At 63.5% G+C, this 15,318-nt stretch carries 14 protein-coding genes and 1 rRNA gene (1 of these 15 only partly in view); 9 read left to right on the forward strand and 6 right to left on the reverse strand.

All coding sequences use genetic code 11. The features are described from left to right. From LU688_RS23620 to aptA, 3 genes are all read right to left on the reverse strand, one after another. Positions 1-695, reverse strand: a 16S ribosomal RNA gene (locus LU688_RS23620) (it extends 842 nt beyond the left edge of the window). 560 nt (positions 696-1,255) lie between these two features. After that, a complete protein-coding gene (locus LU688_RS23625; RefSeq protein WP_023629636.1) occupies positions 1,256-2,749 on the reverse strand; it encodes a CoA-acylating methylmalonate-semialdehyde dehydrogenase in 1,494 nt (497 codons plus the stop codon). 70 nt (positions 2,750-2,819) lie between these two features. Beyond that, complete coding sequence (gene aptA / locus LU688_RS23630; protein WP_023629635.1) at positions 2,820-4,166, reverse strand: omega-aminotransferase AptA; 1,347 nt, start codon at positions 4,164-4,166, stop codon at positions 2,820-2,822. 119 nt (positions 4,167-4,285) lie between these two features. On the opposite strand from aptA, the gene LU688_RS23635 reads away from it, so the two are divergent. The 5 genes from LU688_RS23635 to LU688_RS23655 all read left to right on the forward strand — a co-directional run bounded on the left by LU688_RS23635 (position 4,286) and on the right by LU688_RS23655 (position 8,717). Then, the gene (locus LU688_RS23635) at positions 4,286-5,203 is read left to right on the forward strand and encodes a LysR family transcriptional regulator (protein ID WP_023629634.1); all 918 of its coding nucleotides are present in this window, start codon (positions 4,286-4,288) and stop codon (positions 5,201-5,203) included. Between the two features lie 85 nt (positions 5,204-5,288). After that, entirely contained in the window at positions 5,289-5,951 is a 663-nt protein-coding gene (locus tag LU688_RS23640; RefSeq protein WP_023629633.1) for a TetR/AcrR family transcriptional regulator, read from the forward strand. A gap of 9 nt (positions 5,952-5,960) precedes the next feature. Further along, on the forward strand, positions 5,961-6,545 hold the full coding sequence (locus tag LU688_RS23645) for an IMPACT family protein (protein WP_038706821.1): 585 nt from the start codon (positions 5,961-5,963) through the stop codon (positions 6,543-6,545). Between the two features lie 447 nt (positions 6,546-6,992). Next, positions 6,993-7,679 (forward strand): SDR family oxidoreductase, encoded by a 687-nt coding sequence (locus LU688_RS23650; protein WP_023630782.1) that lies wholly within the window; start codon positions 6,993-6,995, stop codon positions 7,677-7,679. Between the two features lie 87 nt (positions 7,680-7,766). Then, positions 7,767-8,717, forward strand: coding sequence for an adenosine deaminase (locus LU688_RS23655; RefSeq protein ID WP_094012510.1), 951 nt, complete (start codon positions 7,767-7,769; stop codon positions 8,715-8,717). On the opposite strand, the gene LU688_RS23660 is transcribed toward LU688_RS23655, so the two are convergent. Continuing rightward, the gene (locus LU688_RS23660; RefSeq protein WP_023630783.1) at positions 8,714-9,424 is read right to left on the reverse strand and encodes an ArsR/SmtB family transcription factor; all 711 of its coding nucleotides are present in this window, start codon (positions 9,422-9,424) and stop codon (positions 8,714-8,716) included. The genes LU688_RS23655 and LU688_RS23660 overlap by 4 nt on opposite strands. 493 nt (positions 9,425-9,917) lie before the next feature. Between LU688_RS23660 and LU688_RS23665 the strand changes: the two genes are divergently transcribed. Beyond that, positions 9,918-10,115 (forward strand): hypothetical protein, encoded by a 198-nt coding sequence (locus LU688_RS23665; protein WP_031315199.1) that lies wholly within the window; start codon positions 9,918-9,920, stop codon positions 10,113-10,115. Here LU688_RS23665 and LU688_RS23670 read toward each other — a convergent pair. Beyond that, a complete protein-coding gene (locus tag LU688_RS23670) occupies positions 10,066-11,247 on the reverse strand; it encodes a multidrug effflux MFS transporter (protein WP_038706823.1) in 1,182 nt (393 codons plus the stop codon). The two genes, LU688_RS23665 and LU688_RS23670, sit on opposite strands and share 50 nt — an antisense overlap. Positions 11,248-11,405: 158 nt before the next feature. Continuing rightward, positions 11,406-11,603, reverse strand: coding sequence for a heavy-metal-associated domain-containing protein (locus LU688_RS23675; protein WP_023632213.1), 198 nt, complete (start codon positions 11,601-11,603; stop codon positions 11,406-11,408). 146 nt (positions 11,604-11,749) lie between these two features. On the opposite strand from LU688_RS23675, the gene LU688_RS23680 reads away from it, so the two are divergent. From LU688_RS23680 to cueR, 3 genes are read left to right on the forward strand one after another with little or no spacing between them, the layout of a single operon-like run. Next, the gene (locus tag LU688_RS23680) at positions 11,750-12,136 is read left to right on the forward strand and encodes a hypothetical protein (protein ID WP_104444888.1); all 387 of its coding nucleotides are present in this window, start codon (positions 11,750-11,752) and stop codon (positions 12,134-12,136) included. A 54-nt stretch (positions 12,137-12,190) separates the two neighbouring features. Further along, positions 12,191-14,590: a heavy metal translocating P-type ATPase gene (locus tag LU688_RS23685; RefSeq protein ID WP_160290619.1), complete on the forward strand. Its 2,400-nt coding sequence runs from the start codon at positions 12,191-12,193 to the stop codon at positions 14,588-14,590. Next, positions 14,587-14,991 carry a Cu(I)-responsive transcriptional regulator gene (gene cueR, locus LU688_RS23690; protein WP_023631307.1) on the forward strand — a complete coding sequence of 135 codons (405 nt, stop codon included), beginning with the start codon at positions 14,587-14,589 and terminating at the stop codon, positions 14,989-14,991. The genes LU688_RS23685 and cueR overlap by 4 nt, the downstream gene beginning before the upstream one ends. The last annotated feature ends 327 nt before the right edge of the window (positions 14,992-15,318 follow it).

Genomic DNA, 15,318 nt, shown 5'->3' on the forward strand with positions numbered 1-15,318 from the left:
ACGCATTTCACCGCTACACAGGAAATTCCACCACCCTCTACCATACTCTAGCTCGCCAGTTTTGGATGCAGTTCCCAGGTTGAGCCCGGGGCTTTCACATCCAACTTAACGAACCACCTACGCGCGCTTTACGCCCAGTAATTCCGATTAACGCTTGCACCCTCTGTATTACCGCGGCTGCTGGCACAGAGTTAGCCGGTGCTTATTCTGTCGGTAACGTCAAAATTGCACGGTATTAGCGTACAACCCTTCCTCCCAACTTAAAGTGCTTTACAATCCGAAGACCTTCTTCACACACGCGGCATGGCTGGATCAGGCTTTCGCCCATTGTCCAATATTCCCCACTGCTGCCTCCCGTAGGAGTCTGGACCGTGTCTCAGTTCCAGTGTGACTGATCATCCTCTCAGACCAGTTACGGATCGTCGCCTAGGTGAGCCATTACCTCACCTACTAGCTAATCCGACCTAGGCTCATCTGATAGCGCAAGGCCCGAAGGTCCCCTGCTTTCTCCCGTAGGACGTATGCGGTATTAGCGTTCCTTTCGAAACGTTGTCCCCCACTACCAGGCAGATTCCTAGGCATTACTCACCCGTCCGCCGCTGAATCAAGGAGCAAGCTCCCGTCATCCGCTCGACTTGCATGTGTTAGGCCTGCCGCCAGCGTTCAATCTGAGCCATGATCAAACTCTTCAGTTCAATACTGCTTGGGTTTTTAAGAAACCCTAAACTTGGCTCAGCAATCTCAAATGACTATGTGATTTCTCGCATGGCCACTTGTGATGCTGATAATCTTGGCGACTATCAGTCCATACTCACAAGCACCCACACGAATTGCTTGATTCAATTTGTTAAAGAGCGTTTGGTTAAGAGCTTTTCGTCTCAACCGAGGCGCGCATTCTACGCTTTCCTCATTGGCTGTCAAGCGTTTATTTTGAAGTATTTTGCGAGAAACCCGTTCAACTTCAAACACTTGACTCGCTGCGATCTCTCGTAGCGGGAGGCGAATCATACAGCGTTACAACCTGCTGTCAACTGCCTTTTTCACCACTGCCGATCTGACGATCGAAGCACTTCCGCAACCTCTCCAAACAATCAACTCATTGATATTCAAGGAGTTTTTCGTTCCGATGTCGCTGGAAGTGGGGCGCATTATAAGGGGATCTGAAACCCCGTCAACCTTTATTTCAGTTATATAAAGCAAAACCTCAAAACTAAGCGGGGCGGCCTCTCGGCCGCCCCGCTTTCATCCCTGCGCCTTACAAGCTAGGGAAGGCAAACTGCGACGCCTCATGGCTGGCCCGCTGCGGCCAACGCTGGGTGATCGCCTTACGACGGGTATAGAAACGCACACCGTCCGGGCCATAGGCATGCAGATCACCAAACAGCGAACGCTTCCAGCCACCGAAGCTGTGATACGCCACCGGCACCGGCAGCGGCACGTTGACGCCGACCATGCCCACTTCGATCTCATCGCAGAACAGCCGCGCCGCCTCACCGTCACGGGTGAAGATGCAGGTACCGTTGCCGTACTCATGCTCGTTGATCAACTGCATGGCTTGCTCCAGGCTGTTCACCCGCACCACGCACAGCACCGGCCCGAAAATCTCTTCCTTATAGATACGCATTTCGGGGGTTACCTTGTCGAACAAGGTGCCACCGACGAAATAGCCATCTTCGTTACCGGCCACACGGAAACCGCGCCCATCGACCACCAGCTTGGCGCCAGCGGCGACGCCGTCGTCAATGTAACCCACAACCTTGTCACGGGCGGCCGCGGTCACCAGCGGGCCCATGTCCAGGCCGCAGGACGTACCGGCACCGATCTTCAGCGCCTTGATCTGCGGCTCCAGCTTGGCGATCAGCGCATCGGCCACCTGGTCGCCGACACACACCGCCACCGAAATGGCCATGCAGCGCTCGCCGCAAGAACCATAGGCAGCGCCCATCAGCGCGCTGACCGCGTTATCCAGATCGGCGTCGGGCATCAGCACCGCATGGTTCTTCGCACCGCCCAAGGCCTGCACGCGCTTGCCGCGCTTGGTGCCTTCGGCATAGATGTATTCAGCGATCGGGGTCGAGCCGACAAAGCTCAGGGCCTTGACCTCTGGCGCCTCGATCAGTGCGTCGACCGCTTCCTTGTCGCCGTGCACCACGTTGAGGATGCCCTTCGGCAGGCCGGCTTCCAGCAGCAGCTGGGCGATGTACAGGGTCGAGCTCGGGTCACGCTCGGACGGTTTGAGAATGAATGCGTTGCCGCAGGCGATGGCCAGCGGGTACATCCACAGCGGCACCATGGCCGGGAAGTTGAACGGCGTGATACCGGCGACGATGCCCAGCGGCTGGAAATCGGACCAGGCGTCGATGTTCGGGCCGACGTTGCGGCTGTACTCGCCCTTGAGCAGCTCCGGGGCGGCGCAGGCGAACTCGACGTTCTCGATGCCACGCTTGAGCTCGCCCGCAGCGTCCTCCACGGTCTTGCCGTGTTCCTCGCTGATCATCTGCGAGATTTTCGCTTCGTTCTGCTCAAGCAGCTGCTTGAAGCGGAACATCACCTGGGCGCGCTTGGCCGGTGGGGTATTGCGCCAGGCCGGGAAGGCGGCCTTGGCCGAATCGATGGCCTGCTGGATAGTGGCGCGGCTGGCCAGCTCGACCTTGCGCACCGCCTGGCCGGTCGACGGGTTGAAGACATCAGCGGTGCGCTCGCCCTTGCTGACCAGTTCGCCGTGGATCAGGTGCTGAACAATGCTCATGCATAACTCCAGATAAAGAAGGTAGAGACAGGCGCGTGGCACTCACGCGCCCGACGTCAGAATCGGAAAATCAGTCGACCTTGTTCAGGGCTTCGCCCACGGCGTCGAACAGACGATCCAGCTCTTGAGGCTGGGTGTTGAAGGTCGGCCCGAACTGCAGGGTGTCGCCACCGAAGCGTACATAGAAGCCGGCTTGCCACAGCTTCATGGCCGCCTCGTACGGACGAACGATGGCATCGCCATCGCGCGCGGCGATCTGGATCGCGCCGGCCAGGCCGTAGTTGCGGATATCGACGACGTTCTTGGTGCCTTTGACGCCATGCAGCAGCTTTTCGAAGTGCGGCGCCAGCTCGGCTGCGGACTGCACCAGGTTTTCCTTCTGCAGCAGGTCCAGCGCGGCGATGCCGGCGGCGCAGGCGACCGGGTGCGCCGAGTAGGTGTAGCCGTGGGGGAATTCCACCGCGTACTCAGGAGTCGGCTGGTTCATGAAGGTCTGGTAGATTTCGCCGGTGGCGATCACCGCGCCCATCGGGATGGCGCCGTTGGTGACCTGCTTGGCGATGCACATCAGGTCCGGGGTCACGCCGAAGGCTTCGGCACCGGTCATGGCGCCCATGCGGCCGAAGCCGGTGATCACTTCATCGAAGATCAGCAGGATGTTGTGCTGGCTGCAGATCTCGCGCAGGCGCTTGAGGTAGCCCTTCGGCGGCGGCAGCACACCGGCGGAACCAGCCAGCGGTTCGACAATGACCGCGGCGATGTTCGAGGCGTCATGCAGCTCGATCAGCTTGAGCATCTCGTCGGCCAGGGCGATACCGCCCTCTTCCGGCATGCCCTTGCTGAACACGTTGCCCGGCAGCACGGTGTGGGGCAGATGGTCGACGTCCAGCAACTGACCGAACAGCTTGCGGTTACCGTTGACGCCACCCAGGCTGGTGCCGGCGATGTTCACCCCGTGATAGCCACGGGCACGGCCGATGATCTTGGTCTTGGTGGCCTGGCCTTTCAGGCGCCAGTAGGCACGCACCATTTTCAGCGCAGTGTCGGCGCACTCGGAGCCGGAGTTGGTGAAGAACACGTGGTTCAGGTCGCCCGGCACCAGGTTGGCGATCTTCTCAGCCAGCTGGAACGACAGCGGGTGGCCGAACTGGAAGGCCGGCGAGTAGTCGAGGGTGGCGACCTGACGGGCCACCGCTTCGCTGATCTCTTTGCGAGTATGCCCGGCGCCGCAGGTCCACAGGCCCGACAAGGCGTCGAACACCTTGCGGCCCTTGTCGTCGACCAGGTAGTTGCCTTCGGCCGCCACGATCAGCCGCGGGTCGCGCTGGAAGTTGCGGTTGGCGGTGTACGGCATCCAGTGGGCATCCAGCTTGAGCTGGCTGGCCAGACCGGCTTGAGCGGATTCGGGCATGTTCATCGGGCGGTTCCTCGAAAGACGATTAGGCAACGATGGGTGTTGTTGCAGCTAAGTTGTCACGGCGATAAAGTTCGAAAAACCCAGCTTTTCTAACCTTCAGTCAGCGGATAACTAAACTAATGAGCCGACGCCCCGATCCCCTCGCGCAGGTCAGCGATTTCGACATTCGCCTATTGAAGATCTACCGCAGTGTGGTCGAGTGCGGCGGCTTTTCAGCGGCGGAAAACGTCCTGGGCATCGGCCGTTCGGCCATCAGCCAGCAGATGAATGACCTTGAACAGCGCTTGGGCCTGCGCCTGTGTCAACGTGGCCGGGCAGGTTTTTCGCTGACCGAGGAAGGTCGCGAGGTCTACCACTCGGCGCTGCAACTCCTCAGCGCCCTGGAGACGTTCCGCACCGAGGTCAATGGCCTGCACCAGCACCTGCGCGGCGAGCTGAACATTGGTCTCACCGACAACCTGGTCACCCTGCCACACATGCGCATCACCCACGCCCTTGCCGAACTCAAGGACCGCGGCCCCGACGTGCGTATCCAGATCCGCATGATCGCCCCCAGCCAGGTCGAGCAAGGCGTGCTCGACGGCAGCCTGCACGTGGGCGTGGTACCGCAGACCAGTCCGTTGTCAGGTCTTGAATACCAACCGCTGTACAGCGAGCGCTCGCTGCTTTATTGCGCGGTCGGCCATCCGCTGTTCTACGCCGAAGACCAGCAGATCGATGACGATCGCCTCAACGCCCAGGACGCTATCGCCCCGACCTTCCGCCTGCCCGCCGACATCCAGGCGCACTACCAGGCCCTGCACTGTACCGCCAGCGCCTCGGACCGCGAAGGCATGGCCTTCCTGATCCTGACGGGCCGCTATATCGGCTATTTGCCCGACCACTACGCCAGCTTCTGGGTGCAGCAAGGGCGCCTGCGGGCGCTGAAGCCCGCCCAGCGCTTCTATGACCTGGGCCTGAGCTGGGTAACGCGCAAGGGACGACGACCAAACCTGGTGCTGGAAAGCTTCCTCGAGAGCCTGGCTGCGACACGCTGATGCCTGTCCCTGACGCTAATGCTTGTCACTTCGGCACAGGCAGGTAATCTGTCCGACATCCGTAACGACCCGCCCGGAATCGTCCATGACCCTAGAAGTCCCTGCGCATCGCTCCCCCGCCTCGGGCAAGCCCGCCGGCCGCATTCGCCAGAAGAACGAACAGGCCATCATCCAGGCCGCCGAGGACGAGTTCGCCCGCCACGGCTACAAGGGCACGAGCATGAACACCATCGCGCTCAAGGCCGGGTTGCCCAAGGCCAACCTGCATTATTACTTCACCAACAAGCTGGGCCTGTACATCGCGGTGCTGAGCAACATCATCGAACTGTGGGACAGCACCTTCAACGCCCTGAGCGTGGAGGACGACCCGGCCGAGGCGCTCAGCCAGTACATTCGCACCAAGATGGAGTTCTCCCGGCGCAACCCGCAGGCCTCGCGAATCTTCGCCATGGAAGTGATCAGCGGCGGCGAGTGCCTGAGCGAGTACTTCAGCGCCGACTACCGGGAATGGTTCCGTGGCCGCGCCGCGGTGTTCCAGGCCTGGATGGACGCCGGCAAGATGGACCGGGTAGATCCGGTGCACCTGATCTTCCTGCTCTGGGGCAGCACCCAGCACTACGCCGACTTCGCCACCCAGATCTGCCAGGTCACCGGCCGCAGCCGCCTGACCAAACAGGACATGGAAGACGCCAGCAACAATCTTATCCACATCATTCTCAAAGGCTGCGGCATCAGCACGCCCGCCTGACCCGGACTTATGCCTTCTACCCTGCTCGAGCTCTGCGAATTGCGCGAAGAAATCCGCAAGAGCCGCTTCATCACCCTCGCCGGCCCGATCGGCAGCCCCGCCGAGGCCATGGCCTTCATCGAACGCCACAGCGACCTGGCGGCCACCCACAACTGCTGGGCCTGGAAGCTCGGCGCCCAGTACCGCAGCAGCGATGACGGCGAACCGGGCGGCACGGCCGGGCGACCGATCCTAGCCGCCATCGAAGCCCAGGACTGCGACCAGGTGGTGGTGCTGGTGATCCGCTGGTATGGCGGCATCCAGCTGGGCACCGGTGGCCTGGCCCGGGCCTACGGCGGCGGCGCCAACAAATGCCTGCAGCAGGCACCCAAGCGTGTGCTGGTGCAGCGCAGCGCGTTCAGTTGCAGCTGCACCTTCAGCGAACTAGCGCTGCTCAAGCTACGCCTGGCTGAGGTGGACGGCGTGGTGCTGGACGAGCAGTTCACCGCCAACGGCGTCGACCTGCGCATCGCCCTGGGTGAAAGCCACCTCAACCTACTGCAGCAGCAACTCGCCGACCTGAGCCGCGGTCGCATCCTGCTGGAAAGAGAGTGAGCGTTGCCCACAACTACTGTGGGCCTGCCTGTGGATAAGCTTGGGGCAAGCTGATACAGGCCTTGTGCGACAAGGCCTGCGAAGCATTGAGCATATTTTGATCACATTTGTGTGACACCGGCACAAGTGACTGAAAGACTGTGAGTTATCCCCAGCTTTCAATGTAAGCTCGCCCCCAAACCGCCATTTTCTGGCCCGCTGCGCTTGCACACAATTACTGTGGAGCGGCTTGTGGATAACCCGTGAACTACAGCGCCAGGCCCAGCCCCCACAGGCTTTCCAGGCAATCGATCGTTTTTTGATCAGCCTCCACAAGGCGAGCGCCAGGTACCTGGTTTATGCTCGTCACCCAGGCCTTTCCCGGTGGAGGGCAATCACCCCGTTGTCGCTCGGCGAGCGAACCTATGCACAACAGCGCTCGCCCCGCCTTTGATATGGAGTATCGCAATGACCGCAAACAAGAATGCCCTGATCATCGGCGCCTCCCGAGGCCTTGGCCTCGGGCTGGTGCAACGCTTGCGCGAAGATGGCTGGAATGTCGTCGCCACCGTGCGCGACCCGCAACAGCCAGGCGCTCTGCGCGAGGTTTCCGGTGTACGTATCGAGCGCCTGGAGATGAACGACACCGTCCAACTCGACGGGCTCAAGCAGCGCCTGCAAGGTGAAGTGTTCGACCTGGTGTTCGTCAACGCCGGAGTCATGGGCCCGCTGCCGCAGGACCTTGAAAGCGTGCAGGTGCAGCAGATCGGCGAGCTGTTCATGACCAACGCCGTGGCGCCGATCCGTGTGGCCCGGCGCCTGGCCAGCCAGGTGCGTCAAGGCAGCGGCGTGCTGGCCTTCATGAGCTCGATCCTGGGTAGCGTGACCATCCCCGACGGCGGCGAGATCTGCCTGTACAAGGCCAGCAAGGCTGCCCTCAACTCGATGATCAACAGCTTCGTGGTCGAGTTGCAGCGCCCCGACCTTGCCGTGCTGGCCATGCATCCGGGCTGGGTGAAGACCGACATGGGCGGCGAGAATGCCGAGATCGACGTGCTCACCAGCACCCGTGGCATGCTCGAGCAGATCAAGGCGCAGAGCGGCAACGGCGGCCTGCGTTTCATCAACTACAAGGGCGAGCCGCTCACCTGGTGATTCACTGCGTGACAGGCCTGGATGGGCGCATTGCCCGGCCAGGCCCTGTAGAATGGCGGCCAACCGTACCTGATCGAGATTGCACACATGTATGACTGGCTGAACGCCTTGCCCAAGGCGGAACTGCACATGCACCTGGAGGGCTCGCTGGAGCCCGAACTGCTGTTCGCCCTGGCCGAACGCAACAAGGTCGCGCTGCCCTGGGCCGATGTCGAAACCCTGCGCGGCGCCTATGCCTTCAACAACCTGCAGGAATTCCTCGACCTCTATTACCAGGGCGCCGGCGTCCTGCGTACCGAGCAGGATTTCTACGACCTGACCTGGGCCTACCTGCAACGCTGCAAGGCGCAGAACGTTATCCACACCGAGCCGTTCTTCGACCCGCAGACCCATACCGACCGGGGCATTCCGTTCGAGGTGGTGCTCAATGGCATCAGCCAGGCACTCAAGGATGGCCGTGAACAGCTTGGCATCTCCAGTGGTTTGATCCTCAGCTTCCTGCGCCACCTGAGCGAGGACGAGGCGCAGCAAACCCTCGACCAGGCCCTGCCCTTCCGCGACGCATTCGTCGCCGTAGGCCTGGACAGCTCGGAAAAAGGCCATCCGCCCAGCAAGTTCCAGCGCGTCTTCGACCGCGCCCGCAGCGAAGGCTTTTTGACCGTGGCCCATGCCGGCGAGGAAGGCCCGCCCGAATACATCTGGGAGGCGCTCGACCTGCTGAAGATCCAGCGTATCGACCACGGCGTGCGCGCCATCGAGGACGAACGCCTGATGCAGCGCATCATCGACGAGCAGATCCCGTTGACCGTCTGCCCGTTGTCCAACACCAAACTGTGCGTGTTCGACCACATGAGCCAGCACAACATCCTCGACATGCTCGAGCGTGGCGTGAAGGTCACGGTCAACTCCGATGACCCGGCCTACTTCGGCGGCTACGTCACCGAGAACTTCCATGCCCTGCACGAGCATCTGGGCATGACCCAGGAGCAGGCACGCCGCCTGGCGCAGAACAGCCTGGACGCACGCCTGGTGCGCTAACCGACCTGGCGCGAGGGTAGGCAGGCGATCGCGTTGATCTGCTGTTGGCCGAGCGGTGTAAGGTGCACCGCCCGGCTGCCCTCCTGCTCACGCACCCAGCCCGACTGGGTGAACAGCCTGAGCAACGCTTGGCCCAGGCAACCGCCGAGGTGCGGACCCTGATCGTTCCACTTGCTGCAGTGGCAGATCACACAGCCACGCCGGTCGGCGGCGGCCAGCGCGTCGATGAACACCCCCATCGCCTCCAGTTGCCCCTTGCCCTCCTGGCTCACGACCAGGTGCTGTTCGCTGCCCTCCAACCAACCGGCCACATGCAGGCGATGCAGGAGCGCGGCAGCCACCTCGCCGCCCAGATGATCACCGCACAAGCGCGCCTTGCGCATCGACAGAGGGATTTGCAGCGAAGAGCCCTGCCCACCCACGGAGCGGCTGGCCAACTGGACGCTGGCAAGGGCCTCCACTGCGGTGCCGACCTCCGGCGTTGCCAGGCGGAAAAAGCGTTTGCGCCCACGCGTTTCGTGCCTGAGCAAGCCGGCACTGGACAACAGCGACAGGTGCGCGCAAGCCGAGGAAGTGCTCAGGCCGGTGATCACGGCAAGCTCGTCCGCCGCACGCGGGGTGCCATCGATCAACGCCCACAACATGGCGCTGCGCTTGGGATCGGCCATCAGGCTGGCAACCTGACTGATGCTGCGGACTGCGGTCATGAAACTGAAGCTCCCTGATGTAACTCGTCTGGCGGCGATAAGCGCCGACGCCCTGCCGCCTGTGCGGGCAAGCACGGGATGGTTCGTGTGCCGGATGGTCAGCGCCAGGCCAGGAAGGATCTCACGCTGGCATTGGGCGCCGGAGGCAGTATAAGCCGCTGGAGGTGGCTCGCCTCGCGGCATGCATGCACGGACCGAGTGGGCGTTGGTCCCCCGCGCAACGTCCGCAAAGGTGCGTTTGTCAGCGCGCCGCGCCGCAGAAGTGGCTTATGCCCCCGTTCTACTGTGGCTGCGCCAGGAACGTAGCTGACAGCCGCTATCACCAGGCTCGAAAAGTCCGACATACACAGTGAAAACTTCCGCTGCGCAAAACAGAAGGTGGCCTTACTTCAAGCCACCATGACCGTCAGTCAGGGGAGTGACTGACGGTCATGGTGAGCGCCGGGAGCGGCGCTACACTAGATCCGCTCCCGCTCACTGGAGGTGGATCGCGATGAAGATTGTCGTCAGTGCGTCGAACCGAAATCCCGCCTGCCCCTGGCAGGTCCAGCTCGACCAGCATGTGGTGAGTTTCCGTAGCGAGGCCGAGGCACGCTCGTTCGTCGCCCTGCTGGAGGCGCGCCTGAGCGCGCCCCACACCCTCACGCAGGCCGGCTGGCCTGCAAGCGCCGGGTCAGCACTGCGACACTGACCACCAGTGCGCCGCACAGGCTGATCACCAGCGCCATGGGCACCGCGCTGCCATCGTGCAGCACCCCGACCAGCGCTGCCGCGCCCGCGGCGACGCTGAACTGCAGACAGCCCATCAGCGCCGAGGCGCTGCCGGCCCGCGCGCCCTGCCCGCTCATGGCGCAGGCCGAGGCGTTGGGGATGATGCAACCAAGGCTGGCGATGCATATGAACAACGGCACCAGCAACGGCCACAACTGCGCTGGGCGCAGCGCCGCGACCACCAGCAGCGCCAGCGCCGCCACCAGGTACAGCCACACTGCCCGCGCCAGCAGGAACGCCGGGCCACGCTTGGCCAGCAGGCGCGCATTGACCTGGGCCATCAGGATGAAGCCTGCGGCGTTGGTGCCGAACAGCCAGCCATAGTGCTCGGCGGGCACCCCATATAACTTGATGAACACGAACGGTGAACCGGCGATGTAGGCAAACATTCCGGCGATGGCGATACCACCGGTCAACGCATGACCGACAAAAACCCGGTCACCGAACAGCCGCAGGTACTGGCGCAGCGCGCCCGACAGAGGCTGGCGCGGCACATGGGCCGGCAAGCTCTCTGGCAGCCCCAGGCCGACGGCCACCAGGCAGGCCGCGCTGAACAGGCTCAGGGCGAGGAAGATCGACTGCCAACCGGACACGTTGACCAGCACGCCACCGAGCATCGGCGCGAGGATCGGTGCCAAGCCCATCACCAGCATCAATTGCGAGAACACCTTGGCTGAGGCCACCGCGTCGCACTTGTCGCTGACGATCGCCCGCGACAGCACCATGCCGGCGCAGCCGCCCAGGGCCTGGACGAAGCGCGCCACGATCAGGCTGTCGAGGTTGGGGGCGTAGGCGCAGGCCAGGGAGGCCACGGTGAACAAGCCGACCCCGAACAGTAGCGGGATGCGCCGGCCGAATCGGTCGGCCACTGGCCCATAGGCAAGCTGCCCCAGGGACAGGCCGAGGAAGTAGGCGGCCAGGGTCGCCTGCACATGCTTTTCGTCGGTGGCGAAGGCATGCGCCATGGCCGGGAAGGCGGGCAGATAGAAGTCGATCGCCAAAGGCCCGAACGCACTGAGGGCGCCGAGAATCAGCAAGGTTCGCAGGTTCATGGAGAATCCATAGCAGGCTAAGCAAGTCGTTTAGTCTACCTGCACTGGATCATCGGGCGTTGAAAACCTTTGCAATAATTGGCCTGTATTTCTGTAGCCGCGGGCTTGCCCAGGCAGCCCGCTTCTACAGAAATGCTTTAGCTGGACAATCCAGCCGTTCAGGCCACCTCGGCCTGATACCCCTCTTCACGAATCGCCGCCAGGATCTGATCCGCCGCCAGCGCACTGTCCACCCGCACCTGCTTCGCCGCCAGGTCCACCTCTACCCGCGCCGCGGCGTCCTGCTCCTGCACCGCACGGGTCACGCCTTTCACGCAATGGCCACAGGTCATGCCTTGTACATTGAACACTTGCATAGGGGTTGCCTCCTTGTGGGTTTTGTCTACTTTCAGCCTTGCCATCGGGGCAAGGTCAAGTTCCGCGTCAAACGGCCGGGCTGGAAATCCTTGCGCGGCTCGGCCAAGCTGCGCCTTTGACGATTTTGGCAAGCAGGAGATTCTTCATGATCAGGGCAGCAATGAGCCTAGTCGGACTGCTGGGCGCGCTGGCCGTGGTGCCACCGGCCAGCGCCGAAGGCAACTCGGACTACAGCGTGCTGATGATTTCCCGGGAGCGCCTGGAAGTGGCCAGCAGTTGCGAGATCGGTATCTACCTCAATGATCAGTTGGCCGGCCGGCTGTTCCAGGAGCAATCGACCTCGTTCAACCTGCCACCGGGCCCGGTCGACGTACGCTTGCGCCTGCTCCCCGGGCAGATGCCCGGTTGCGCCCCGGGTATCGAAGACCAGCGCAGCACGCGCCTGACGTTGCAGGCGGGGCAGATCAGGAAGTACCGCATCGCCACAGGGCACAAGGGCTTGGAATTGAGGCAAGCCAACCTGGGCTATTGACCTTGCCCGCATGGCAAGGTTGATGCTGAAGGCCTATCCACGGAGGAGAGAGCCATGCCCGCATCCACCACCTTCGACCTGCCGATCAGCGGCATGACCTGCGCCAGTTGCGCAGGTCGGGTCGAGCGCGCCCTGCGCAAGGTCACCGGCACCGAACATGTCAGCGTCAACCTGGCCACCGAGCAGGCCCGGGTCCAGGCGCCGGCCGACAGCTTGCCGGCATTGGTCGGCGCGGTGCGCGACGCCGGTTACAGCGTCCCCACCCGCACCCTCGAACTGCAGATCGGCGGCATGACCTGCGCCAGCTGCGCCGGCCGTGTCGAACGCGCCCTCGGCAAGCTGCCGGGGGTCGAGCAGGTCAGCGTCAACCTGGCCAGCGAACGCGCCCACCTCGAAGTTTTGCAGGCCGTCGATGACGGCGTGTTGATCGCCGCGGTGGAAAAGGCCGGCTACAGCGCCAGCCTGCCGCGCACCGCCGACGATGACCAGGCCCAAGCCCAACGCCGCCTGCGCAACGAACGCCTGGCGGTCGGCGCCGCCCTGCTGCTGGCCCTGCCATTGGTATTGCCGATGCTGGCGCAACCCTTCGGTGTGCACTGGATGCTGCCGGCCTGGGCGCAGTTCCTGCTGGCCACGCCGGTGCAGTTCATCCTCGGCGCACGCTTCTACGTCGCCGCCTGGAAGGCCGTGCGCGCCGGTGCCGGCAACATGGACCTGCTGGTCGCCCTGGGCACCAGCGCCGGCTACGGCCTGAGCCTGTACCAATGGGCCAACGCCCATGACGGCATGGAACCGCACCTGTATTTCGAAGCTTCGGCGGTGGTCATCGCCCTGGTGCTGCTGGGCAAGTACCTGGAAAGCCGCGCCAAGCGCCAGACCGCCAGCGCCATCCGGGCGCTGGAGGCGCTGCGCCCGGAACGGGCGGTGCGAGTCATCGAAGGGCGCGAGGAAGAGGTGGCGATCAGTCAGTTGCGCCTGGGCGACCTGGTAGTGGTCAAACCCGGCGAGCGCTTCCCGGTCGATGGTGAAGTGCTCGAAGGCAGCAGCCATGCCGATGAAGCGCTGATCAGCGGCGAAAGCCTGCCTGTGCCCAAGGCGCCTGGCGACTCGGTAACCGGTGGGGCCATCAACGGCGAAGGCCGGCTGCTGGTAAAAACCCTGGCCCTGGGCACCGAGACCGTGCTCGCGCGCATCATCCGCCTGGTCGAGGACGCCCAGGCGGCCAAGGCGCCCATCCAGAAGCTGGTCGACCGGGTCAGCCAGGTGTTCGTGCCAGCAGTACTGGTGCTGGCGCTGATCACCCTGGTCGGCTGGTGGCTGGCCGGCGCGCCGCTGGAAACCGCCCTGATCAACGCCGTCGCCGTGCTGGTGATCGCCTGCCCATGCGCCCTCGGCCTGGCCACGCCCGCCGCGATCATGGCCGGCACCGGCGTCGCCGCCCGTCACGGCATCCTGATCAAGGACGCCGAAGCACTGGAGCGTGCCCATGCGGTGAACAGCGTGGTGTTCGACAAGACCGGCACGCTCACCTCGGGCAGCCCGCGCATCGTCCACAGCCAAGCCAGCAGCGGCGACAACGACGAGTTGCTGCGCCTGGCCGGCGCCCTGCAACGCGGCAGTGAGCACCCCTTGGCCAAAGCGGTACTCGACGCCTGCGCCGAACAAGGCCTGCACGTGCCACAGGTTGCCGACAGCCAGTCCCTCACCGGTCGCGGCATCGCCGGCCAGGTGGATGGCCGTGAACTGGCCCTGGGCAACCGTCGCCTGCTCGACGAAAACGGTCTGCCGCCGGGTGACCTGGCCGACAGTGCGCAGGCCTGGGAAGCCGAGGGCCGCACGCTGTCCTGGTTGATCGAACGCGGCCAGCACCCTCGCGTACTCGGCCTGTTCGCCTTCGGCGACAGCCTCAAGCCCGGCGCCGGCGCGGCCATCGACGCGCTGCATGCCCGTGGCATCAGCAGCCACCTGCTGACGGGCGACAACCGTGGCAGCGCCAAAGTGGTGGCCGACGCCCTGGGCATCGATGACGTGCATGCCGAAGTGCTGCCAGCGGACAAGGCGGCTACAGTCGCCGCGCTCAAGCAGCAAGGCGTGGTGGCCATGGTCGGCGACGGCATCAACGACGCCCCGGCACTGGCCGCCGCCGATATCGGCATCGCCATGGGCGGCGGCACCGACGTGGCCATGCAGGCCGCCGGCATCACCCTGATGCGCGGCGATCCGCGCCTGGTGCCCGCGGCATTGGACATCAGCCACAAGACCTATGCGAAGATCCGCCAGAACCTGTTCTGGGCCTTCATCTACAACCTGGTCGGCATCCCCCTGGCCGCACTTGGTTACCTCAACCCGATACTGGCCGGCGCCGCCATGGCCCTGTCCAGCGTCAGCGTGGTCAGCAACGCCCTGTGGCTGAAAACCTGGAAACCCACCGCCATCGACCAGGAGGCGCCATGAACATCGGCCAGGCCGCCCGCCGTAGCGGGCTCAGCGCCAAGATGATCCGTTACTACGAGTCCATCGGTCTGTTGCGCCCCGCCACGCGCAGCGAAAGCGGCTATCGCCTGTACCAGCAGGAAGACCTGCACAGCCTTGCGTTCATCAAGCGCTCGCGGGACCTGGGCTTCTCCCTGGACGAAGTCGCCAAGCTGCTGACCCTGTGGCAGGACCGCCAGCGCGCCAGCGCCGACGTGAAGGCCCTGGCCATGCAGCATATCGACGCGCTGAACCAGCGCATCGAAGAGCTGGTGAGCCTGCGCGACACCCTCGGTGAGCTGGTGGCCCACTGCCAGGGCGATGACCGCCCGGATTGCCCGATCCTCAAGGACCTGGCCAATGGCAGCGGCTGCTGTCACTGACGGTATCGCCTGTGGGAGCGGCAGTGCGTCGCTCCTGCGGACACCTTTTGGTATGCCATATTAGCCAACCCCGACCGATATCCCCTTCAATAGCCTTTTCACCCAATAAATACAGGCGTTCGCCTACATAAAACCCAGGCTTTGCCGATGCACTGTTACAGCCTCGTGCAACGACAAGAACAACTCTGGGAGCGTGGATGAACATCAAGCAGAAACTCACCTGGGCCTTCGCCATCATCGCCGGCCTGCCCATCGTCCTGGTCGCCACCCTGGTGGTGCTCAACCTGCGCGGCGAAGCCCGCGACGATTTCCTCGACAACAGCAGCC

The organism is Pseudomonas soli, from assembly GCF_021283165.2.
Taxonomy (GTDB): Bacteria; Pseudomonadota; Gammaproteobacteria; order Pseudomonadales; family Pseudomonadaceae; genus Aquipseudomonas; species Aquipseudomonas soli.